We start from the raw sequence: 22035 nt of genomic DNA, 5'->3' as shown, positions 1-22035 counted from the left end.
TTTAAATTTCAATAAAATATACGAGATTACTCCGAACTGAAAAAATCCAACTGCGAAAAACGAATGAGGTGTACGTTGGTGTAATAGTAATTAATAATTTTTATGTAGGAATATCCTTTCTCCGCCATGCGTTCTGCGCCTTCCTGGCATAAACCAACTCCATGCCCGAAACCTTTGCCTGTGAAAACAACATTAATTCCTTCTTCATGAATGGCGAAGAAAGTTGATTTCAGTTTCATATCCTCGCGCACAAACTTAAGCGGAATGAAATATTCATCGTTCACTAAATAAACTTTTCTGTTTGGCTGCTCAAAGTGCAAAATCTTTTTTACCTGTAAAGAATCATTCACCGGGAAACCGTATTTTGTTTTCAGGTAATCAAGCCATAAGTCCTTCGGAATTTTTTTCTCCCACACTGCGTTTGATTTCTGCAAACAAAAAGAATCGTTGATGGAACGCAGGCAGGAAACTTTTTTACTCCACACATCTTCCGAGTTCATGGTTTGCCCTCCGCAGTTGGAATGAAAACCTGCTGTGATAATGCGCGCGCTGTCGTCCACTAAAATATATTCTGAAGTTGCAAAAGCGGCATCATATATATTCTGACTGAAAGTTTTTCCGCGAAAAACCTGGCAGTGCACTTCATCGCAGAGTTGAAAACCTTCGTCTTCGTGCCTGCGCCAGTTGCCGAGCGCATACGTGCGCACAACAATTGTTTTTACTTTATTGAACTCCTGCGGATTTTTTGTTCCCACTTCCCATTGCACAACGCCCGCCACATATTTTTCAATATCTACCTTATTAATGATGCGCAGCGATTTATTTTGTGCCGAAACATCCAGTTCATCGTCATACGTTCTCACTTTATAATCGGGCTGAAGCGATTTTATTTTAAAACTGCACGAAGAGGTCTGCGGAACAAACTGCACCGTAAAAAACTTTCTCTGGTAATTCGGTTTCTGAAGAAGAACCGAATCGCCCGCAAGAGAAACGGTTATGAACGAAATTTTATCTGCATCAAAAAGTTTTACTCCATCTCCGAAAACGGAATAATCGCCTGAAACATTCATGAAATTGACAGAGGAAATAATATTGCTGGCGAAAAGACGGATGCTGATTGTCCGCTGTCCGTTGTCGGTTGTTTTATGTTTATGATTTTTCTCTTTGCAAAAACCAACTGACCACTGGCAACCGGCAATCAACAAAATCAAAAATAAAATCCTTCGCATAAATTCTTACAAAGATGAAAAATACTTTGCTATAAATAAAAAAGGAAAATTAAATTGCTAACAACTCTAATTTGAAATCACTTTGAACTCTGTTCTGCGGTTCATTTGCTTATGTTCATCTGAATCATTCGGAGCAACCGGCTTTGTATCGCCATATCCCTTATGAGATAATCGTTCTTTCACAATTCCATTTGCAACTAAATATTCTTCCACCGACTTTGCGCGATTCTCAGAAAGAGTTTGATTATGTTTTTTATCACCCACATTATCGGTATGCCCGCTGAGTTCAATTTTAAGAGCGGAATTTTTTTTCAGGAAGTCAACTAACTTGTTCAACTCCACTTTCGATTCTTCCTTCAGATTAAATTTATCGGTCTCAAAAAAAACATTCCGCAGAATCACCGATGAATCTTTTGTGATGGGAGAAAGAGGAATGTTTATGATAATGGGCTTATACTCTTTATTTTCATTCAGAGCGAAATTTTCAGAGTGAAAAAGATAACCGGGCTTTCCAGTATTGAACGCATAATTTTTATTTATGGGAAGACAAATCAGAAACTCTCCTTTCTTTTTATCAGAAGTATATTGAAGAACAGAATTTTTTGTCTGAAGGTCCACCACCTCAATATCGGCTTCAAGCGGAAGTTTGGTTACCGCGTCAAAAACTTTTCCTTTCACATAAATTGTTTTTCCCGGGCGCGCGGCTTCATATAAATCAAAAGAATAAATATCAAGCCCTCCTTTTCCTCCTTCTCTGTCGGAAGCGAAGTAGGCGGTTTTTCCATCGCGCGAAACCAAAAAACTATTTTCATCGGCAGCCGTGTTAATCGGATAACCGAGATTCACCGCATCGCCCCATTCGCCATTCGCCTGCCTGCGCGACATGAAAATATCCATGCCGCCCATGCCCGGATGCCCGTTCGAAGAAAAATATAATGTTTGATTGTCGGGATGAATAAAAACAGATTCTTCTTCATAAGGTGTATTTATTTTATCGCTCAACTTCACAGGATTTGTCCACTTGCCATCGCTCTTTAAAATTGAAGAATAAATATCTGTTTCTTTTTTTCCTTTCGAGTTCATAATTCCCCGAATGAAGTAAAGTGTTTTTCCATCGGAAGAAAAACTCGGCTGTGTTTCCCACCATCTGGAATTTAAAGGCGAGCTGGCATTCTGCGGAGCGCTCCAGTCATTTCCATTTTTAAAGGAATAAAAAATATCGCACGAACCGTAGCCCTGCCGACCTGCGCCATAACCGTAATCGCTCTCGCACGCCACAAAAAATAAAAGCTGACCATCGGGAGAAAGACAAGGCGCTCCTTCGTTTCCTTCTGTATTTATTTTCGGTCCGATGCTGTAGGCAGTTCCCCATGTTCCATCGGGAATTTTTTCGCTCACATAAAAATCTTCCTGCTTGCCTTCGCCATCTTTGCGCGGAACTTTTCGGGTAAATAAAAACATTTGTTCATCGGCAGTGATGGAAGGAAAATATTCATCGCTTGGAGAATTAATTCCATCGCCTGCATTCACCGGCTTGAAGGGAACAGGATTTTCCATAGCGGGAATTGCAAAATCACAATTCTTAATTCCGAGTTCCGCCAGTTTATTCATCTCGGCATTTTCAGATGGCTTCAGCAGAAACTTCTCGTAATTTTCTTTTGCGCCTTTGTAATCCGTCACCTGAATTTGCAATTGCGCGAGCGTAAAATAATTTCCATGAAAAAATTCCGGGTTGATTTCAATTGCTTTTTTTATAGAGAGAATTGCTTTTTCGGGTTTATTCAAATCGCTGTAGATATATGCCATCATCGTGTGCGCTTCCGCAAAGTGTGCATCTTCTTTGAGCGCCTTATCGAGATATTCTTTTGCGGCTTCCAGATTTCTTCCGTCATAATATTTCAGCGCTTCTTCGTAATTGCTGATTGCTTTTTTATTTTTGGAAGAATAGGTTGGCTGCGCAAAGCAGAGAGAGAAAGAAGCAAGAAAGAAACAAGCAGCGAAAATTTTTCTAATCATAAAATTAATAATCAATATTCATTCCTAAGGAATGCCAATATATTTATGTGTTTGCAATGATATTCTCCACTGTGGATTTTGCTGAACATATTCTACAATAAGCGGAAGTATTTTTTCTCTGCGGCTCCATTCAGGTTGTAAAAATAAGTTCGGAATTTGGAGTTTGGAGTTTGAAGTTTGTTCTTCGGCAAAGTGAAAATCATCTCTATTGTAAACAATTATTTTTAATTCGTTCACTTTAGAAAAGTTTTCATTCAGCACTTTCCTGTTTTTTTTAGGAGAAAGACAAATCCAATCCCACTCGCCAGTAATTTCGTATGCACCCGATGTTTCAAGAAAAGTTTGAATCCTTTTTTTCTTCAGCTCTTTTGTGAGATAAGAAAGATTATACATGCACGGCTCTCCGCCTGTAATCACCACCGCTTTCGCAGAAGAGTTGAAAACATTCTCAACAATTTTTTTTGTTTCAGTTAGCGGATGAATGCCCGCATCCCAGCTTTCTTTTACATCGCACCAATGACAGCCCACATCGCAGCCGCCAATGCGAATAAAGTACGCTGCCTTACCGGTATTGAATCCTTCTCCCTGAATGGAAAAAAATTCTTCCATCAGCGGAAGCAGCATTCCTTCTTCAACGGAAAGGTTATTTTTTTTTGTCAGTGTTTCCATTTCAGCCACTGGACTAATGGATTATGCTAATATACTAATGAATGTAAAAATTTACGGATATAATTAAAATTATTATTAGAAAGTCTGAGTAAATCGGTTATCTGCACCTTAGTAATATCTCAGGCGAATCACTTCCGCCAAATGCTTTGCAAGGCGGAAAACCTGCTTGGTATAGCCATATTCATTATCATACCAAACGTAAAGCACCACACGATTTCCATCTTCGGAAACAATGGTCGCTTGCGAATCAAAAACAGCGGGACAAGGATTTCCAATCACATCGGTGGAAACAAGTTCATTCGAAAAACAATATTGAATTTGTTCAACGAGTTCGCTGTGAAGAGCGGCCTGGCGTATTACTTCGTTCACTTCTTCTTTGGAAACTTTTTTTCCGACTTCGAGATGGAGAATAGCAAGAGAAACATTCGGAGTGGGAACACGAACGGAATTTGCTGTGAGTTTTCCTTTTAAAGAAGGAATAACTTTTGCCACTGCGCTTGATGCTCCTGTTTCCGTAATCACCATATTCAAAGGAGCAGAACGTCCTCTGCGATATTTTTTATGATAGTTGTCGAGAAGGTTTTGGTCGTTAGTGTAAGAGTGAACTGTTTCAATGTGCCCGTTCTTTATTCCGAGCGATTGTTCAATCACTTTCAGAATAGGAATGATTGCATTGGTGGTGCACGATGCGGCAGAAAATATTTTCTCATTGCTTATGTCAAACTTTTCGTGGTTCACTCCGAAAACAATATTCGGAATATCGCCTTTGCCCGGAGCAGTGAGAAGAACTTTTGAAATTCCTTTTGCGAGAAGATGTTTGCCGAGTCCTGCTCTGTCGCGAACGGTTCCCGTATTATCAATCAGAAGCGCATCCTGAATTCCGTAGGAAGTATAATCCACCTCTTCAAAATTATTTGCGGCAATCATTTTCACTGTATGCCCGTTGATGATGAGCGCTTTGTTTTGGAAATCTTCCGTCACAGTTCCGGGGAAGGGGCCGTGAACAGAATCTGTGCGGAGCAAATCAGCGCGCTTTACTAAATCAGCATCGGAATATCCGCGCGTAACAATTGCGCGAAGGCGAAGCTGCTCTCCTTTTCCTGCCTGCGCTGTGAGTTCGCGTGCTGCAATTCGGCCGATTCGTCCGAAACCATAGAGCACAACATCTTTCGGTTTCAGCACAAGTTTATCTTTCCCGATAAAACCTTTTAATTTATCTGTGATGAATTGTGAACTGTTATTTCCATAAACAGATTTTTCAGAAATCCATTCCGAAGCAAGTTTGCCGATATCAATTCTCGAAGGAGATAAATCTAATTTTTGAATTTCACGGGCAACAAGAAGCGTATCCAAAATTGTGATGGGTTGCTTCACCACATTCTTCGCGTAGAGATGAAGATTCAAAAGTTTGCTGCTGCTGTGGTCGCGGAGTTCGTTGTGAAAAAGAATTAACTCAATGGATTTTTCAAACCAGAGATTTCCAATAATGCTGATTAATTCAATGGCGGCTTTTTCCTGTTTAATCCAATCATTAAGTTCTGACTCGTAGCCGTTTTTCATAGCGGAAGTTGGTTTAGTAAGAGTTTCGATTGACATATTTTTGGTGTTAAGTTACTATTAAAAAAGAAGCCCGCAAAGATGTAATTTTTGGTCTTTGCGGGCTGAAAAATTTGCTTTCATTTTTTCAACACTATCCGAGATATGCTTTTAATAATTTGCTTCTCGAATTGTGGCGCAATCTTCGTATTGCTTTTTCTTTTATCTGGCGAACGCGTTCGCGCGTGAGGTCAAACTTCGCTCCTATTTCTTCGAGCGTTAATCCGTGCGGATGTTCACCTAATCCGAAAAATAATCTCACTACATCGCGCTCTCTGTCTGTCAACGTTGAAAGCGAGCGGTCAATCTCTCTTCTCAGTGATTCTGTGATAAGAGAAAAATCAGCATTGGGCGCGTCTTTATTCACGAGCAAATCTGCCAGAGAATTTTCTTCCGCATTGGGAAGAGGCGCATCCATTGAAACGTGCCTTCCGGAAACGCGCTGCGTGTCTGCAACTTTATCTTCCGGAATATCCAACTCCTTTGCGATTTCTTCTGCGGTGGGTTCACGCTCGTAACTTTGTTCCAGTTTGGAAAAAGTTTTATTCATTTTATTCAGCGCGCCAACCTGATTCAGCGGCAAGCGAACAATTCTCGACTGTTCTGCCAACGCCTGGAGAATGGACTGGCGAATCCACCATACTGCGTAAGAAATAAATTTGAATCCGCGCGTTTCATCAAAACGTTTTGCAGCTTTGATAAGTCCGAGATTTCCTTCGTTAATTAAATCAGGTAAACTCAATCCCTGGTTCTGATATTGCTTTGCAACAGAAACTACGAAACGAAGATTAGCGCGTACAAGAGATTCTAATGCTGCTTGCTCGCCTTCTTTAATTCGTTTCGCCAAAGCCACTTCATCTTCTGCCGTAATCAATCCTTCGCGTCCGATTTCCTGCAGGTATTTATCCAACGATGCACTCTCACGATTCGTTATCGATTTTGTTATCTTAAGTTGTCTCATAAATTGTTTTTTGTTTTTAAGTTCGCTCTTATTACGCGAAAAGGTGCACAAAGTTACGCCTTTTCTATCTTTTTATTTTCGCTGACTAGGTGCTTTATTTTCTAATATAATTCTTCTATTTATTTAATCAATATATATACTTGGTTTAGAATATACTATTAAAGTCCAAAAGCATAATATGATTTCATTCCGTTTATATAAATTCCTTCAATCAAAACTCCGCCTTCTTTATTCTCGAGCGCAAGTTTCACATCATTGAGCGAAGAAATTTTCTTCTTGTCAATGTTCGTAATTATGAAACCTTCTTTAATTCCCGCGCTGCGAAGTTTTCCTGCATCGAGCGAAGTAATTTTTACTCCACTATTGATTCCGAGTTTTTTCATATCTGTTTCTGTAATCGGCTCGAAGGTTGCGCCAAGAATTGAAAGCACTTCGTTCTTTTCCGTTTTCGCAAGCATTGTGTTTCCGCTTTTATCTTTCAGTGCGACAAGAATAGTTTTGTCTTCTCCTTCGCGATTCAAAGACACAGAAACTTTATCGCCCGGGCGGTAGTGCGAAATTTGTTCCTGAAGTTCAGAAGCATTTTCAACCGGCACTTCTCCTATTTTCAGAATCTGGTCGCCTTCCTGAATTCCTGCTTCGTGCGCTCCGCCTTCTTTTGAAATTCCAGTCACGTAAACTCCTTTCGTGCTTTTCAGTTTTTTCTCCTCAATAAGTTTTGAATCAATATCGCGAATGCTCACGCCAAGAAACGCACGTTGAACTTTTCCGAATTCAATCAAATCGTTCACAACTTTCTTTGCGAGATTCACAGGCACTGCAAAAGAATATCCGGTATATGAGCCGGTGTTGGAAGCAATCGCAGCATTTATTCCAACAAGTTGACCCTGTGTATTCACAAGTGCGCCACCGCTGTTTCCGGGATTCACAGCAGCATCCGTTTGAATGTAAGATTCGACAGGAAAAAAATTTCTGTCAGGGTCGCTGTTCAGAATATTTATGTTGCGCGCCTTCGCACTAACGATTCCCGCAGTAACAGTTGAAGTGAGGTTGAAAGGATTTCCAACCGCAAGAACCCATTCGCCTACTTTCACATTGTCAGAGTTGCCATATAATAGGTAAGGAAGATTGGCCTCATCAATTTTCAGAAGCGCAATATCAGTCGAAGGATCTTTGCCAATCACTTTCGCCTTGTAAGTTCGGTGGTCATATAAAGTCACTTCCACTTTTTGCGCGTCATCAATCACGTGATTGTTTGTTACAATATATCCGTCACCGGAAATTATCACGCCCGATCCCGAGCCCATTTGCGGCCTCGACTGTGGAACATTTTGTCCCCAGCCAAAAGGAGAAAAGAAAAATTGGTCTTGCTGCTGAGGAGCGTATTCGGTTTTCACGTGCACTACGGCAGGCAAAGAAATTTCTGACGCCTTCACGAAATCTCCTGAAACATTTTCAGGAACCATTCCATTGAAGTTGGCAAACTTTACCTGATAATTCGCAGGAAGAGCTGCATTGATTGAAGTTTGATTTTTATTGACAAAATGGTCAATGGTCAGCGCGCCAACTCCACCGAGCAGCGCTACGAAAAAAATTGATACGATACGTTTCATATTTATGTGTTTTTAGTTTTTGTTTTGTATTGTCGCATTGATAACGCAAAGATTCTGCCAAAGTTTTATTTAGGCAAGAAGTTTAACATTTTTTAATAGAACAAGGCAGTTTTTGGCAATTCAATTTCTCCTAGGGGATTTCATTTGTGAATCTAAGAAATTCTTTTCGAATTCTTTTGTTAACATATGTTAAAAACCTTTGATTTAAGAGTTCTATTAAAATAACTTTGCGGAAATCTGATTTGCTATAGAATTTTCAGGCGGAAAAGATTGTCAAAATGTCGGCTTCAAATAAGTCATTATTGTTCTTTTTAGGACTCGTTTTGGGATTGCTGGCAGGTGCCGGGTTCTTTATTTTCAAAATGGATGACATTCTGAAAAAAGTGAATGTTTTCAGTTCATCGAAAAAAGACACCATCATCATTCAGCAGCAACCAAACATAACTGAAGAGAAAAAAAATAAAACGGACATAAAAAAATACATTGGAAAAGACACCGGAAAAAATTCTATGAACTCTGCCGAACTGCTGGCGCAAAAATATTCCCGCGAAGTTCCCATCAAACGAGTGATGGCTGAGGCGGATTCTCTCCTAAAAGATTCTTCTGCGATTGTTCAGAATGAAAACACTTCAGAAAATTTCATAGTTAGAAAGGATGAATTGCTTGGCACAAAAAATTTTCAGGTAGTGAACCTGCAAAATGAAGAAAGCAATCCTTCGGATTCTCTTCTGGAAAAAGTGAGCGGAATAAAAAATACGAAGAGCGCTTCATCGTTGAAAGTAGAATTCTGGCAATCACCGATTAATTACAAGGGATATAAGATGACAAAAAACAAAATTGTTTTGTACGGAATAAATTCGGATGAAAACATAAAACTTTTTCATCTGGAAGAAAATGTCTATATGAAACATAACCAAAATTTTTATAAATTATATTTTACAGACGAGTTCAAGCAATTTGAAAAAGTAACAGACGCTTCTGTAATTGCGAAACTGAAATGAAATTTGAATTTTATAAATATCACGGTACAGGGAATGATTTCATCATCATTGACAATCGCAAGTTGAAAGTGAAATTGAACACAAAGAAGATTGCGCATTTATGCCATAGAAGATTTGGAATTGGCGCGGATGGTTTGATGTTGCTTCAGAATAAAAAGGGATTCGATTTCGAAATGGTTTATTTCAATTCCGATGGCAACGAAAGTTCCTTCTGCGGAAACGGAAGCCGTTGCATTGTGGTGTTTGCGAAAGAACTGAAAGTAATTAAAAAGTCTGAAACAACTTTTATTGCTACAGATGGAATTCACGAAGCAAAAATTAAAGGGGACATTATCGGTATAAAAATGCGCGATGTAAAAAATATTGAAGAGGATGAAAATTATTATTTGCTGAATACCGGCTCTCCGCACTATGTAAAATTTACTGAAGGAGTCAAGAGCGCAGAAATAATTTCCGAAGCAAAAAGAATTCGTTACAGCGAGAGGTTCAGCAAAGAAGGTGTGAACATAAACTTCGCGGAGAAAAATGGAAAAAGCATTTTCGTGCGCACGTACGAGCGCGGTGTGGAAGATGAAACTCTCTCCTGTGGAACGGGAGTGACTGCGACTGCTCTCGCGTCTGCAGTCAAAGGAATTTCTACAGCGGAAAACCACTGCAAGATATCAACATTGGGCGGTGAATTAACCGTGCGTTTTCATAGAGGAAATGGCAATTCATTCAACGATATTTGGCTCGAAGGCCCGGCAACATTTGTTTTCAAAGGCGAAATAAAAATATGACACAAACAGATAAAGAAAAACTTTTTGAAACCATTGCGGGTGATTTCGATTACCTGATTCCGCGCGATGTGGAAACTATTTTTCTTCTGCTCAATCTTCAGGCAAAAATTGAAAACAAGGAGATAGACGAAATTTTTTCGCAGAAAGATTTTGAAGATGCAGTGGATGAAGTCACGGCAATGTTAAAACGCGAACGCGGAATTCAGAAAGAAAATATTTCGAAACGCCTCAGCCAGCATTTTTACACTACGCTCAAACTTGGAGAAGAATACCGCTATGAGCTCACTGTGTTTGCAAAAGATTTTACAAAACTTTTACTGAACGAAGTTTCTCCCAACTATGAAAATCTTGAACTCGTTCACACTTTCAGGCGCACGCTTCCCGTGCAGGAAGATGACGTGACCAACATTGACAACTTCAATTATTGGTATGCGCATCACTACAATGCTTCGAAGAAATTTATTATGGCGCACACGGATAATCTCCAGCGCTTCGTAGACAAAAAAGTTTCTGAACTCAGAGTTTTGCTGAAGCCGAATGTGGAGAACCCGAAAGAAATGATCTCGCAGTTCCTCATCATCTTCGAGCAACTCGGAAAACAAATCGAAGGCATCACGCAGGCGCTCAACTTCAAACAGGATGTGATTGATAAAATAAAAAATGCTGAACTCACTTTTAAAAATTCCCGCGAGGAATGGGAGCAGTATGACAGGATTTACAACGAAGTAATATCTTTCTTCGAGAACATTGACAGCCGCGTACTGAGCATCAATGATAAAATCCAGCAAGCGCGCACGCGGTTAAAATCTCTCTATGATAATCTTCGCTATAAGCAGCAATACAAACTTCGCATAGAAAAATTTTTACTACTACTTCTGAAAGGAAGCAAGTTGGTTGAAACTCCCGATGGAAAACAAAAAGTTGTTCTTCCTTCGAGCATTCACAAAAAAGAAATTCCATATCACCGCGATAAATTCTGGTTTGTGCCGATGGTTGATTTTGCGGAGTATCATAAAATGGAATCACCGTTTTACCAGGAAGACGAAGAATACAAGCGATTAACTGAACAGGAAAAAATGAAACAACTCGCAAGACAGGAAAATACAATCAAGTGGCTGGAAAACCTGCGCGGAGAAATTGAACTTGGCCGCCAGGTGATTTTCGAACAGTGGATGAATAAAATTATTGACAAGGAACAAAACCTCGAAGTGCCGATTGATGTTTGCTTCGGGCTGATTGACGAATATAAAAACCGCGAAGATGTTCAAATCGAAATCGAGAAGAAACTTATAATGCCGCTGAGTTCAAACGTAGCAATTTGGAAATTTAAAATTACACCACAGGAACAAAATCAAAATAAAGAACAATAAATATGGATGAACAAGTAGCAACAACCGACAACTACGAATACAACTACACCTATGAATTTCTGAATTCGGAGCGGGCGAGAAAATTTTTTGCCGACACCGATTTCGCCCTAAGAAGCGGAAAACACATTCAGAATTTCGGAAATGATTTCAAGTTGTGGGATTTTGTGAATGATTATTTCGACAAGGGTCTTGCGCGCTATTACTCCGAACTTCTGGGAATGATTTTGAAAAAAGAATACAACGACCGCGAAGCATATTTCTTTTTGGATTTTCCGGAAGAAGGCAACAAAGGAAAATTTGGCTATGACAGAACTTACGCGCTCGATGACCGCCTTGTGATTTTTGCAATTCTCCTGTTGAATCTTTACAAAGAAAAATTTTTCGAGAACAAAGAAGTAAAATGGGACGAACTGCTTTACATCATTGAAGAAGGCGAGAACAAAGAACTCTGGCAAAAACTTTTATACGGAGATGCAAAACGCAATTACACTCCGCAGGAAAAAGAAGATGTGCGAAAAAAAATCGAGCGCACACTGCAAGTTTGCGAACGAATGGGATGGATTCGCTGGATAAGTTATGAAGAACTTCATTTTGAAATTATGCCGAGCATCGACCGCATTGCAAAACTTTACCAGACGGAAATTAATAACGTGGAACTCTTAACAGAATATTTAGATAATAATTTACCAGCATAACTGAGAAAATAATTATGGCAACAACATTCCCCAGAATTTATTCGCTCTGCACCGTGGGTGTGAGGCAGCACTACAACTCCGAATATCTTTTTCATCCTGTGCGCACGGATTTCACAGGAGGAAACGGGCTTGGAAAATCCATCATCGCGGATTTGATGCAGCTCGTGATTGTGCCGAGACGCGATATGTGGAAGCCGGGCACTGAAGGAATCGGCAAAGACGAAAGGCGGGTGGAAGGAATTCCGCTCAACAAAGAATATATTCAGTATGCGTATGCGTTTCTGAATATTGAGCGCAAGCAAGGACAGTTTCTAACCATCGGAGTTTACATTTCAAAAACTCCGCGCATTCCCGTGCGCCCGTTCATCGTGCAGGCGGGAAATAATTTTGAAGGCGGAGGATTAGTTCCATTCAGTCGTCCGCTTCATCCGGAAGATTTTCTCGCTGATAACAAAACTATTTTCGATTTGCGTGAACTTGCGAAACATTTTAAGGAGAAGCACGGATTGTTTATGAAAGATTTTTTCCAGACGGAAGGAATTATGAAGTACTATGATTTGATGTACAAGAATAATATTCTGCCTGTGAATCTGACGAAGCCGGATAATCTGAAAACATATGCGAAAGTGATTCAAAGTTTCGCGCGAGCGAAATCTTTAGACATTACTAATTCGAAAAGTTTGCAGAACTTTTTATTTGAAGACAACGAAGAAATCAAGCGTACGTTTGAAGAGCAGAAAGACCAACTGCATAGTTTGATTAAACAGTATAGAGAAAATTATTTTCACACGCAGGAACTTCAGCAGAAGCAAAAAAAATTGTTGGCGCTGCTCGAAACTCACCGCAAGAGCACGCAGGCGCGCGAAGAGTTTCTGAAATCGAATGCAACGTTCACGCATAACCGTTATCAGGATGCATTAAACCGGCACGAGAACAATACAAAGCAGATTGAAACTTCCACAAAGAATTTACTTCGCCAGAAAAATGAACTGGAGAAAACCACTGAAGAACTTTTTCACTGCTATACAAACCTGCAGAAGGTTTGCCAGTTGATGCGAGGGAAATATGAAACGCTTCTGAAGGACTTCAGCGATGAAACAATCCGAAAACGACAGGAAGAAGCGGGAATTCTTCGCGATAAGATTAATCTTCTCTCTTCGCTTGCTCCGATTGCGGAAGAATATAAGAGCATTGAAAAGATTGAAAAGAAGTTCAAGGAGCAGGAATCGTTTCGTGAGAAGAAGAATAACCTGAATAAAATTCTTTCTCTTTATTCTTTTTCTGATTTTGAAACTTCGGAATGGGCGAAGGAAGATTATCAGACGGCTTCGAAACATTATAATGAAAAACTAAGTGAACTTCCTCAGCAAATTGAGGAACTTGAAACGCTGGTTGAACTTTTTGAAGGAACACGAGATGATTCTTTTTTCCACTGGGCGATTCAACACAACAAACCGCTCACAAAAGAACAGGAAACAGTTTTAATGTATCTGAAAGAACTGCCTGTTTCAAAACCCGAACAGGTTGAAACGGGAACGCGATATATAAAAAATCCTTCCGCGCTTTTAAGTTCATTTGAAAAGGATGAAGATGGGATATGGATTGCGTTTGGTGAACTGCGCGAGTTTGTTCCTATTATAAAGAAGCAGCGCTTCACGAACACAAAGAACCTGAAAACTGTTCTTGAAAAGGATACTAAGGCGATTAAGACGGAACTTGAAGAAGCGCATGAGGAGTTGAACGCGATTCAGCGTTTGTCGGATGAACTTACAGCGATTGGTTTCAACCAGGAACTTTCTGATATATATAGGAAGAAGAAGTCAATCGAGAATTATGCGATTGATAATTCGCTGAACGAAGAAAAAATTGCTCTCCTTAAGGAGCATTGGAATGATTTACAGAAACTCGAAACGCTTCAAACGGAATTTTCTTCGCTCGATAATGAAGCCATTGAACTTGCGAAGAAGCAATCGGACATACGCAACAAAATGAATTCGGCAAAGCAAGGGCTTGATTCGTGCGAATATGAATTTACCAAGTTGCGATTGGAAAGCAGTATGGATTTGGAAGCAGTTGCCGAAGACCATTCGAAAAAAGAAATTGAACTGCTCGATGAAAATAAAATTTCATACGAAGCAAAAATAAGAACACAGAACGAGCAGAAGATATTTTCGGAGAAATATATAATTGCTGCTGAAGGTGAACTGCGCGGATTCAGAAGCAGCGAGCCCGTTTACAAACAACAGATGGAAGAAGCGCTTGCTGTTTTCAATGAGAAGAAACAAATTCTGGAAGGGGAAACAGGAATTGTGTTTGAGGCGAATCTGATTACGATTGAACTGAATGAAACTATTATTGAGCGGCTGGAGAAGAAGAGCGAGGAACTTTTAGAATTGTATCACGAGGAATTTACGCGCGTGGCGGAAACATTTGAGGAGACGAAGGGAAATAGAAATCCTGAGTTGGTGATGGATAAATATAATTTCCGCACGCTGGTAAATATTCTCTGCGGAAAATTAGGACTGGAGGGACTTGGTCCGGAACTTGAGCGGCTGAATGAAGAGTTGAAGAAGTTTGGCGACCTGCAACTGACGATTATTCTCGATGTGTTCAAGAAAGTGGAGACGCAATACACTGCTTTTCGAAAACTGATTACCGAATTGAACTTCTTCTTCAAGGAAAACAGAATAAGCGGGGTGTATAATTTTCAGGTGGACTTTAATGACAGGCGCGACATTACGATTGATTGGATTCGCAGGATGCGCGAGCACGCGAAGCATCAGCGGTTGTCGGCAAAACTTTTCATTACGGCTGACTCCGAGGCGGAAGTTTCGCCAGAGAAGTTGATTCTTACCATAGCGAAGACGCTGAGCGAAGTAGGCGATTGCGAGATTTCTGATTTGCTGGACCCGAAATTTTATTTTGAACTGCGCGTGGGATTGTACGATGAACTTGGCGCGCGCTATCCGGGCTCGGGGGGCGAGGCGTACACGGCTCTTGCGCTTTTGTGCATTGGAAGAATGTCGGTGATTCAGCGGGATAAGAACCGCGCGGGTGTAAGGTTTATCATCATTGAAGAGTTGTCGAACATTGATGATACAAATTTTGGTTTGTTCCCGGAGATTGCAAAGATGTTCGGCTATCAGTTGCTGACGATGACGCCAAAACCGTTCGGCTCGTACAGTGAAAGCGAGTGGTATCTGCATATGCTGATTCGCGGGAAGGATAAAAATATAAACTACACTCCGATGAGTTTCTTCCGCACGCGGATGGGCAAACAAAAACTGGAAGAATATATGAGCGGAGGAAAAATTGAGGCGAAGGAAATGCTGACTGTTTCTCCGGCCCCCTCCGACTCCCCCGAAGGGGGAGAGATTATTTCCGGAGCAGTTACAATTATTCCAGAAGAGTCAAATGAAGAAAATATTTCTGTGAGCGATGCGATTGGTGATGCGGAGACAATTGTGGAAGCGGAGATGGATGCTGAAGCTTCAACTCAAATTATTGTAGAAGAAGTGAAAGGTGAGGTTCCTGAACTTCCAAAAATATCTGATGAACTTCAAGAAGAGCGGAAGGAAGAGTTTTTGGGATTGAGCGGAGAGGGAAAAACTGAGGAGGAAAAGAAGGATGAGAATGCGGAAGGGAATGATGCGGTGAAATGATGAACAGAAATCTGAAAATGATTACAAAGATGAACCCTACTAAATACTAATTCATACCAATATACCAATCAAAACAGACAACTATCTTTTAAATGCAATAATGCAGAGCGGTGTTATTGCATTTTTGTTTTTGTTTCTCTCGTGTTCCACGTGTAAAAATTTAGATAAGGCGCTTGCGCATCCGAATGAGGCGACTAAACTTACAATCAGCCGGTGCAAAATGCATTCGCTTCCGCCTGAGATAGGGAAGTTGAAAAACCTGAGGGAGTTGAAGATTTATAAGTGCGGGCTGGATTCGCTTCCGAAGGAGATTGGGAAACTTGGAAACCTTGAGGTGCTTTCGCTGAGCGGGAACAAGTTGAAAAAACTTCCTGCGGAAATCGGTTATCTGGAAAAACTGAAGCATCTGAATGTTTCGTACAACGAACTGGAAGAACTTCCGAAGGAGATGGGCGAGTTGCGGGTGCTTGAAACGCTGACGCTGGATGGGAATAATTTATCTGAACTGCCTGCGGAACTGGGGAATGATAATTCATTAGTGACGCTTTCGGTTGGGCGGAATCATCTCACCTCATTGCCTGCTTCGCTGGGGAATCTTTCGGAACTTCGTTTCCTTATTATAGGGCGAAACCGGCTGAAGCAACTGCCGGAGGAGGTTGGGAAACTTTCTCATCTGGTTGAATTGAATGTGGCGGGGAGCGGTGCGATGCTTGGGTTTCCGAATTCTATTTGCGAGTTGAAAAATATTGAAACGCTGGTGGTGGATGCTTCGATTGTGGTGCCGTATTGCTTGCAGGCGAGGCGTGATTTGCGGTTCAGGATAGTTGTTGAATAGCGAACCTGGCTGGTAACGAGGTAACGAATCTTGTTGCGGCTGGTACGGATAGCGAATCTTTTACGAATCTGCGAATAAATGCACTAAGAGAGGAGTTTGAAATAAAACCTGCAAGGTTCGGGGCAGACCTTGCAGGTTATACTCGATTCAAATGGTGTTTGTTTTCGTACAGATGGCTTTTGTTTCGATTGAAATGGCATTTGTTTTCATTCAGATGGGGTTTGCGATGGTTGAAATGGGGTTTGCGAGGGTTCAAATGGCGTTTGCGAAGGTCGAGATTGGGTTTGCGAGAGATGAGATGGGCTTTGCGAAGGTTAAAGCTGCCTTTGCGGCAGTCGAGATTGCCTTTGTGGCGGTCAAGATGGGGTTTGCGAAGGTTGAAGCGGGGTTTGCGAGAGATGAAGCAGCGTTTGTTTCGATTGAAATGGCGTTTGTTTGACTTCGAGCGGGGTTTGCGAGAGATGAATTGCTCTAATTTTCACTAATAGCCACAGATTGCACAGATTAACACAGATAAAATATAAAACCTGCAAGGTTCGGGGCAGACCTTGCAGGTTATGGGCTGATAGAGATAAAATATAAAACCTGCAAGGTTCGGGTAAGACCTTGCAGGTTATGGGCTGATGTTTTTCTAAGGTGCGGGCGTGAGGGCGAAGTCCTTTGTGAGGGTTGCGCCTCTGTCTACTGCAAAGGGAGGGGTTGTTTGAGTTTGGAATCCATCGGCAGATATGGTGCAGGTTACTGTTGCGGGTTTGAGATGTTGTTCGTAAAGCCCGTCTACATCTGAATTGGTTTCGATTGCTTGTTCGTTTACGCGGACTTTTACATTATAGATTGCAGAACCTGTTAGGGCATGTGTGCATTTTCCTTTGATGCGTGTGTGTCCTTTTCCGGTGTCAATTATTTCGCGGGCTTTTTTATAATCGCGGTAATAATCGGATGCGGAAGTTTTGAAGGTGATGGAGGTTGCGTCCAACGTATTTTTGAGAATGGTGTTTGCTTCGGTGAAGAGGTCGGAGAGGTCGGTTGTTAAAGTGGTGCGGTGGGCGATTGCGTTTCGGGGTTTTTCAATGCTGGGCATGTAATTATTTATTGCGCCCTGCCATGAATTGAGTGTGGCTTGTGTGATTCCGTAAGCGGAAAGTTGAGGGAGAAGCGGGGTTACGATGTTTAAAAGGTTTTGTGCAATTTGCCCGATTTGGTCGTCCTGAATTCTTTTTAAATCGGAGGGGGAATATTTCATTTGGGCTGCGAGGGTTTGGTTATTGTTTGCGAGGGCGAATGCTTTTACGGGTGTGATGGATGCGTAAGTCATGTCAATGAGCGTGGTGCGGAAGGCGCTTTTATCTTTTGCTGCGCCTGTGAGGGCTTGGGCTTGTTCGCCTGAGGTTTGTTCGATGGAGGCAATTTTTGCATTGAGGGCGTTGATGCCGTTTGCGAAGGCGCTGATGGAGTTTGTTATATTCTGATAGGTGGATGCATGGAGCGATACTGCGCGGAACATGTCGAGTTGGTTGTGCTGGATGTTGTTCATAGAGGATTAATTTGAAGATTCGTTAATTTGAAAATTTGAAAATTATTTTTGTATGATTATTTTTTTAGTTGCTGTGCCTTGCTCCGTTCTTAATTGAAGGAAATAAATTCCGTTGGGCTTTGCAGAAAGGTCAAGAGTTATTGAGTTATTGAGTTGATGAGTTGAAGAATAAATTTTTTCTCCGAGAACACTATAAATTTCTATTGAAGAAATTTTTTCTGAAGATTGAATTGAAAAGATTCCGTTTGTAGGATTGGGATAAATAGAAATAATATTTTCAAAACTTAGTTCATCGATGCCGCTTGCAGATGTAATAGTAATTGTTGTTGTATTATTACAGCCATGCGAATCTGCAATGATTATAGTATAAGTGCCCGGAGAAAGCCCTGTTGCCGTTTGGGTTGATTGCCCGTTGCTCCATGAGTATGTATAGGGAGGGCTGCCTCCGTTTGCTGTTGCTGTGGCAGAGCCATTATTGCAAGTTGTGCAGGAAGAATTTGTAGGCGTAACGGAATTGCTAAGAGCAGAAGGTTGGCAAATGAAACAGGAATCCCATGCGAAATTGCCCATAGCGTCAGTAACTGTACAGGTTACAGTCCCTGGACAAAGTCCTGATGCCGCTGAGGTAGTAGTTCCACCAGACCAAAAATATGTATATGGAAGTGTTCCTCCTATTACATTTATTGTTGCTGAAGCATCACACATTCCAAAGCATGAAGTACACCCACAGGTTACAGTACAAGTTACTGCTTGGCTAAAAGAATGAAATATTAAGCCAACATAAAAGCAAAGTGTAAATAGTGTTTTCATATTTTTATTTTTTTTTGTCCCGCACATAATTTATGTGCGGGACAGGTTAATGTTAGTTAGTAATTATAAATTTTCCTGATGATAAAACATTTTCACCTTGAATACAGCGATAATAATATATTCCGCTTTTCATCTCGTCTCGATTTATTTGCACTTCATTCGTATTAATGTTTTCAATCCGTTTCATTTCTTTGCCGAACATATCATATACTATTAACGAAGAATTAGGATAAATGGTTTCACCAGCAAATTTGAAGGTAGCGGATTGACTGAAAGGATTAGGATATAGTCCTGCAACTGATATTTCTTTTTCTGTTCTTGTAGGTTCATTTGGAGTCATATATCTTCCTCCACTCGGACCACCGCAACCTGGACAACAGGAAACATCATATTGATAGGTTGTAGCATCTTTACCGCTGCTAGAAGATTCTTGTGACCAACCTGTAATATAAACAGCCTCACTTCCGCAATTATTCGTTGCGCCTATAGCCATAGGAAATTTATCAGCAGTTTGATTAGCAACATTATTAACAAAACCCCTATCATAAGTATCAGCCCATTCCTGTGTTCCGTTCGAAGGAGTATAACGAACGGTTGATTCGTCCATTCCGTTCACATAACAATAAGTATCGCCTGTGACAAATATTTTCCCGCTATAAGGACTTATTAGAATCATTTTTGCTTTGGTTGTAACAGCGGGGCAGCCGCATGTGGGGTTGTGTCCCGGATAAGATTTAACCCATGAACGGGTAGCACAATCATTGTATCTTATAGTTGTATAATCCCAGCCGGTGGCACAGGATGATGATGTTTGGCTGCCGCCTGTAACATATATTTCAGGTCCGTTAGTGGGCGCTTGTGTTGCTATAGAATAAAATTCATCACTTAAAGCATTTGGTCCATCATAGTAATCATGGCAAAGCAAACTCCCCGTATCGTCAATCTTTAAAAGTACAGCATCGAGCGTAGAGTTTTTTGTTGAGCCAACTGCATAGATATATTTTCCGGTCTGTAACGTAAGAACATCTAAAGCATAAAGGTTATCGGCATCGGTTGAATTATTATCAAATGGATAAGTCCATACGACTGATCCATTGCTTATATCTACTTTTTTTACAAATGCAACTGTATTGGGACTGCTCACGGTGGTAATGCCTGAAATATAAAGATAACTGCCGGATAATTTCATGAATGTTGGAACATCATTCTGGATGCCTGAACTGTTATAGGAAGTTTCCCATTGTTTAACTCCTGAAGAATTATATTTAACAATAATAATATCTCCTCCGTTTTGACTGCTGGTTCCGCAAATGTAAATATTCTCAGAAGCGTCTAGGGCAATTAAAGTTGCCTTATCATCTCCTCCTCCCGATCTATTCCATAGCACAGGGAATGGAGAAATCAGATTTCCGCTTTGGTCATATTTTGATATAATAGCATCATAACTATTCGTTGTGTTTGCTTCATGAGTGCCTGCTGCATAAATATGAATTGAAGTTCCCGAACCAAATGTATTAACTACATTGTATCTATCAAGATAAGGACTATTTGCAGGAGCATAGGTTTTAACCCAGTTTCTTGTACCACCTGCGAGATATGAAATAAGCATTGCTTTCGTAGTTGCTGTATATCCTGCAACATATATTCTTGCATCTCCACCTGCTGTTACTGCATATGCTTCATCGTAATCGGTATTTGTTGTATAAAAATCTGCCCATTGTACGGTTTGAGCAAAGATTGCATTTGCCATTAGCAACATTGTCGTTCCGAACATTAATGTTTTTGTAAAGTTAAAATTTTTCATTTTGGTTTTGTTTTAATTGTTGTTTGAGTTAATAAAAAATAAAATGCCGCTGCAATGCAAAACGCATTACAGAGTCATTGTTACGTTCAATTATGTTTTGGAAACTTTTCTTAAAAACAAGGAGATGTGTTCTCCTGATTATCCTAATGAAAAAATAGTAGAGAGAGAGAGAGAGAGAGAGAGAGAAACTCACCCTGTCCTGTCCGCACAAAATGACGGACTCCGTAATTCTTCGGAGCGGACATCCCTCTCTTTCTGAAAGAGAGGGAAAGAGGGAGAGAGTAGTTTTTCATTTACCTGTATTTTCTTTTTGAGGAAGAGTTTGCAAATATAAAAAAGTATTTAATTGTACGGATAACGAATCTGCGAATGAGCAACCAACGAAAAATTTATTCTTTTCCTTTCCTGAGTGCGCCTTTCATGTTTGCATACTTGATGGAGATTTCAAATCCGCCTGCAGATTTTTTTACTTCGCCATAGGAGGAAATATTGAAATCGTAAGAAATGCCGATGCCGTAATTTGCAAATTCAAAATAGACCTGCGGGCTGATGGCATCTTTGTAGCGGTAAAAAACTCCGGCAGAGAAAGCGGATTCGGTGTAGAAGTTTGTAACTTTTGTTCCCTGATTGATTTTATAGCGAAGGAGTGTTCCTAAGAATAGTTCGCTTGCGGGACCTTGCATCATATAAATGGCTGAAGGAACAATTCCGATTGGGCTTCCGGGAAAATCATAGCGAAGAGAAGTGTGGGCGATTAATTTCCAATAGAGATTTTCATCGGAGAAATTTGAATAGTCCTGCGAAGGCATGGTGGCATGAGAGAAGGATGCGCCTGCGTTAAGTTTAATTACATTTTTTCCTTCAATGGTGTTATGCGTATCGAGATATTCATAGTTGGCACCTGCGCCTACATCTATATAGGTAAAAGATGTTCTGGTGATTTGTTCATTGGGAGTGATGGTTGGGTCATAGGTGTAGCCATTGTATTGATTGGGCCATTGAATGGCGGCAAGGGATAAACTATGCTGGGCGAAACCGCATGAGAGCCCGAGAGAAATTTTACTTTTCGGATTAAGAGGGAGAATGCCGGAAGCGGAAAGATTTCCCTGGGTGGTTCCGAAATGGGAATCGCCCGCGCGGTCGGAATAAAAATAAGCGCCCAAGCCGATGGTTGCTCCTTTTTTCTTTTTGAGTTCGAGGGGCATGTCAAAAGAGCCCATGAAGGTATTGAATGATTTTCCCATTGCGGGCCATTGGTTTCTGTAATTGAGAATGCCGCGATAATAGCCATCGTAAAAACCGGTGAGAGCGGGGTTGATTAATAAGGGAGTTTCGGAAAGTTGGGCGAAATGAATGTCTTGGGAAATACACTGGTTACTAATTAACGAATAGGATACGAATGTTACGAATCCAAGGCAGGCAGCATAATTTCTTTTTGTTTTAATTCGTAACATTCGTTAT

General features: G+C 40.7%; 17 protein-coding genes. 7 read left to right on the top strand and 10 right to left on the bottom strand.

What is annotated here, in order from left to right; all coding sequences use genetic code 11:
- Window positions 1-26: 26 nt before the first annotated feature.
- From HY063_14455 to HY063_14430, 6 genes are all read right to left on the bottom strand, one after another.
- Complete coding sequence (locus HY063_14455; protein ID MBI3502989.1) at window positions 27-1229, bottom strand: SpoIID/LytB domain-containing protein; 1203 nt, start codon at window positions 1227-1229, stop codon at window positions 27-29.
- A gap of 66 nt (window positions 1230-1295) precedes the next feature.
- Window positions 1296-3245 (bottom strand): PD40 domain-containing protein, encoded by a 1950-nt coding sequence (locus tag HY063_14450; GenBank protein MBI3502988.1) that lies wholly within the window; start codon window positions 3243-3245, stop codon window positions 1296-1298.
- Between the two features lie 24 nt (window positions 3246-3269).
- On the bottom strand, window positions 3270-3914 hold the full coding sequence (locus HY063_14445; protein MBI3502987.1) for a 7-carboxy-7-deazaguanine synthase QueE: 645 nt from the start codon (window positions 3912-3914) through the stop codon (window positions 3270-3272).
- Between the two features lie 108 nt (window positions 3915-4022).
- Entirely contained in the window at window positions 4023-5474 is a 1452-nt protein-coding gene (locus HY063_14440) for a glyceraldehyde-3-phosphate dehydrogenase (GenBank protein ID MBI3502986.1), read from the bottom strand.
- Window positions 5475-5604: 130 nt separating this feature from the next.
- Window positions 5605-6471, bottom strand: a complete 867-nt coding sequence (locus tag HY063_14435) for a sigma-70 family RNA polymerase sigma factor (protein MBI3502985.1) — start codon at window positions 6469-6471, stop codon at window positions 5605-5607.
- A 158-nt stretch (window positions 6472-6629) separates the two neighbouring features.
- On the bottom strand, window positions 6630-8084 hold the full coding sequence (locus HY063_14430) for a Do family serine endopeptidase (GenBank protein MBI3502984.1): 1455 nt from the start codon (window positions 8082-8084) through the stop codon (window positions 6630-6632).
- Window positions 8085-8362: 278 nt separating this feature from the next.
- Here HY063_14430 and HY063_14425 point away from each other — a divergent pair, with 278 nt between their 5' ends.
- From HY063_14425 to HY063_14395, 7 genes are all read left to right on the top strand, one after another.
- A complete protein-coding gene (locus HY063_14425; protein ID MBI3502983.1) occupies window positions 8363-9085 on the top strand; it encodes a hypothetical protein in 723 nt (240 codons plus the stop codon).
- Window positions 9082-9864 carry a diaminopimelate epimerase gene (locus HY063_14420; GenBank protein ID MBI3502982.1) on the top strand — a complete coding sequence of 261 codons (783 nt, stop codon included), beginning with the start codon at window positions 9082-9084 and terminating at the stop codon, window positions 9862-9864. Before HY063_14425 ends, HY063_14420 begins: the two co-directional genes overlap by 4 nt.
- Window positions 9861-11234, top strand: coding sequence for a hypothetical protein (locus HY063_14415; protein ID MBI3502981.1), 1374 nt, complete (start codon window positions 9861-9863; stop codon window positions 11232-11234). The genes HY063_14420 and HY063_14415 overlap by 4 nt, the downstream gene beginning before the upstream one ends.
- A 2-nt stretch (window positions 11235-11236) precedes the next feature.
- Window positions 11237-11929 (top strand): hypothetical protein, encoded by a 693-nt coding sequence (locus HY063_14410; GenBank protein ID MBI3502980.1) that lies wholly within the window; start codon window positions 11237-11239, stop codon window positions 11927-11929.
- A gap of 14 nt (window positions 11930-11943) precedes the next feature.
- Window positions 11944-15591, top strand: a complete 3648-nt coding sequence (locus HY063_14405; GenBank protein ID MBI3502979.1) for a hypothetical protein — start codon at window positions 11944-11946, stop codon at window positions 15589-15591.
- Between the two features lie 100 nt (window positions 15592-15691).
- Window positions 15692-16426 (top strand): leucine-rich repeat domain-containing protein, encoded by a 735-nt coding sequence (locus tag HY063_14400; GenBank protein ID MBI3502978.1) that lies wholly within the window; start codon window positions 15692-15694, stop codon window positions 16424-16426.
- Between the two features lie 151 nt (window positions 16427-16577).
- On the top strand, window positions 16578-16865 hold the full coding sequence (locus HY063_14395; protein ID MBI3502977.1) for a hypothetical protein: 288 nt from the start codon (window positions 16578-16580) through the stop codon (window positions 16863-16865).
- 192 nt (window positions 16866-17057) lie between these two features.
- Here the strand turns inward: HY063_14395 and HY063_14390 are convergent, their stop codons facing one another.
- The 4 genes from HY063_14390 to HY063_14375 form a co-directional block, all read right to left on the bottom strand.
- Window positions 17058-17960, bottom strand: coding sequence for a carboxypeptidase regulatory-like domain-containing protein (locus HY063_14390; GenBank protein MBI3502976.1), 903 nt, complete (start codon window positions 17958-17960; stop codon window positions 17058-17060).
- Between the two features lie 42 nt (window positions 17961-18002).
- Window positions 18003-18770: a T9SS type A sorting domain-containing protein gene (locus HY063_14385; protein ID MBI3502975.1), complete on the bottom strand. Its 768-nt coding sequence runs from the start codon at window positions 18768-18770 to the stop codon at window positions 18003-18005.
- Between the two features lie 52 nt (window positions 18771-18822).
- Window positions 18823-20520: a T9SS type A sorting domain-containing protein gene (locus tag HY063_14380; protein MBI3502974.1), complete on the bottom strand. Its 1698-nt coding sequence runs from the start codon at window positions 20518-20520 to the stop codon at window positions 18823-18825.
- 443 nt (window positions 20521-20963) lie between these two features.
- The gene (locus HY063_14375; GenBank protein ID MBI3502973.1) at window positions 20964-22028 is read right to left on the bottom strand and encodes a PorP/SprF family type IX secretion system membrane protein; all 1065 of its coding nucleotides are present in this window, start codon (window positions 22026-22028) and stop codon (window positions 20964-20966) included.
- Window positions 22029-22035: the final 7 nt, after the last annotated feature.

This window comes from Bacteroidota bacterium (genome assembly GCA_016195025.1).
GTDB lineage: Bacteria > Bacteroidota > Bacteroidia > Palsa-948 > Palsa-948 > Palsa-948.
The sequence above is the reverse complement of the archived record's forward strand: the minus strand, read 5'-3'. Positions and strand labels throughout refer to the sequence as shown.

Coding starts and splice junctions, on each gene's coding strand:
- HY063_14455 (MBI3502989.1), bottom strand. CDS start 1,229: ATGCGAAGGATTTTATTTTTGATTTTGTTGATTGCCGGTTGCCAGTGG.
- HY063_14450 (MBI3502988.1), bottom strand. CDS start 3,245: ATGATTAGAAAAATTTTCGCTGCTTGTTTCTTTCTTGCTTCTTTCTCT.
- HY063_14445 (MBI3502987.1), bottom strand. CDS start 3,914: ATGGAAACACTGACAAAAAAAAATAACCTTTCCGTTGAAGAAGGAATG.
- HY063_14440 (MBI3502986.1), bottom strand. CDS start 5,474: ATGAAAAACGGCTACGAGTCAGAACTTAATGATTGGATTAAACAGGAA.
- HY063_14435 (MBI3502985.1), bottom strand. CDS start 6,471: ATGAGACAACTTAAGATAACAAAATCGATAACGAATCGTGAGAGTGCA.
- HY063_14430 (MBI3502984.1), bottom strand. CDS start 8,084: ATGAAACGTATCGTATCAATTTTTTTCGTAGCGCTGCTCGGTGGAGTT.
- HY063_14425 (MBI3502983.1), top strand. CDS start 8,363: ATGTCGGCTTCAAATAAGTCATTATTGTTCTTTTTAGGACTCGTTTTG.
- HY063_14420 (MBI3502982.1), top strand. CDS start 9,082: ATGAAATTTGAATTTTATAAATATCACGGTACAGGGAATGATTTCATC.
- HY063_14415 (MBI3502981.1), top strand. CDS start 9,861: ATGACACAAACAGATAAAGAAAAACTTTTTGAAACCATTGCGGGTGAT.
- HY063_14410 (MBI3502980.1), top strand. CDS start 11,237: ATGGATGAACAAGTAGCAACAACCGACAACTACGAATACAACTACACC.
- HY063_14405 (MBI3502979.1), top strand. CDS start 11,944: ATGGCAACAACATTCCCCAGAATTTATTCGCTCTGCACCGTGGGTGTG.
- HY063_14400 (MBI3502978.1), top strand. CDS start 15,692: ATGCAGAGCGGTGTTATTGCATTTTTGTTTTTGTTTCTCTCGTGTTCC.
- HY063_14395 (MBI3502977.1), top strand. CDS start 16,578: ATGGTGTTTGTTTTCGTACAGATGGCTTTTGTTTCGATTGAAATGGCA.
- HY063_14390 (MBI3502976.1), bottom strand. CDS start 17,960: ATGAACAACATCCAGCACAACCAACTCGACATGTTCCGCGCAGTATCG.
- HY063_14385 (MBI3502975.1), bottom strand. CDS start 18,770: ATGAAAACACTATTTACACTTTGCTTTTATGTTGGCTTAATATTTCAT.
- HY063_14380 (MBI3502974.1), bottom strand. CDS start 20,520: ATGGCAAATGCAATCTTTGCTCAAACCGTACAATGGGCAGATTTTTAT.
- HY063_14375 (MBI3502973.1), bottom strand. CDS start 22,028: ATGTTACGAATTAAAACAAAAAGAAATTATGCTGCCTGCCTTGGATTC.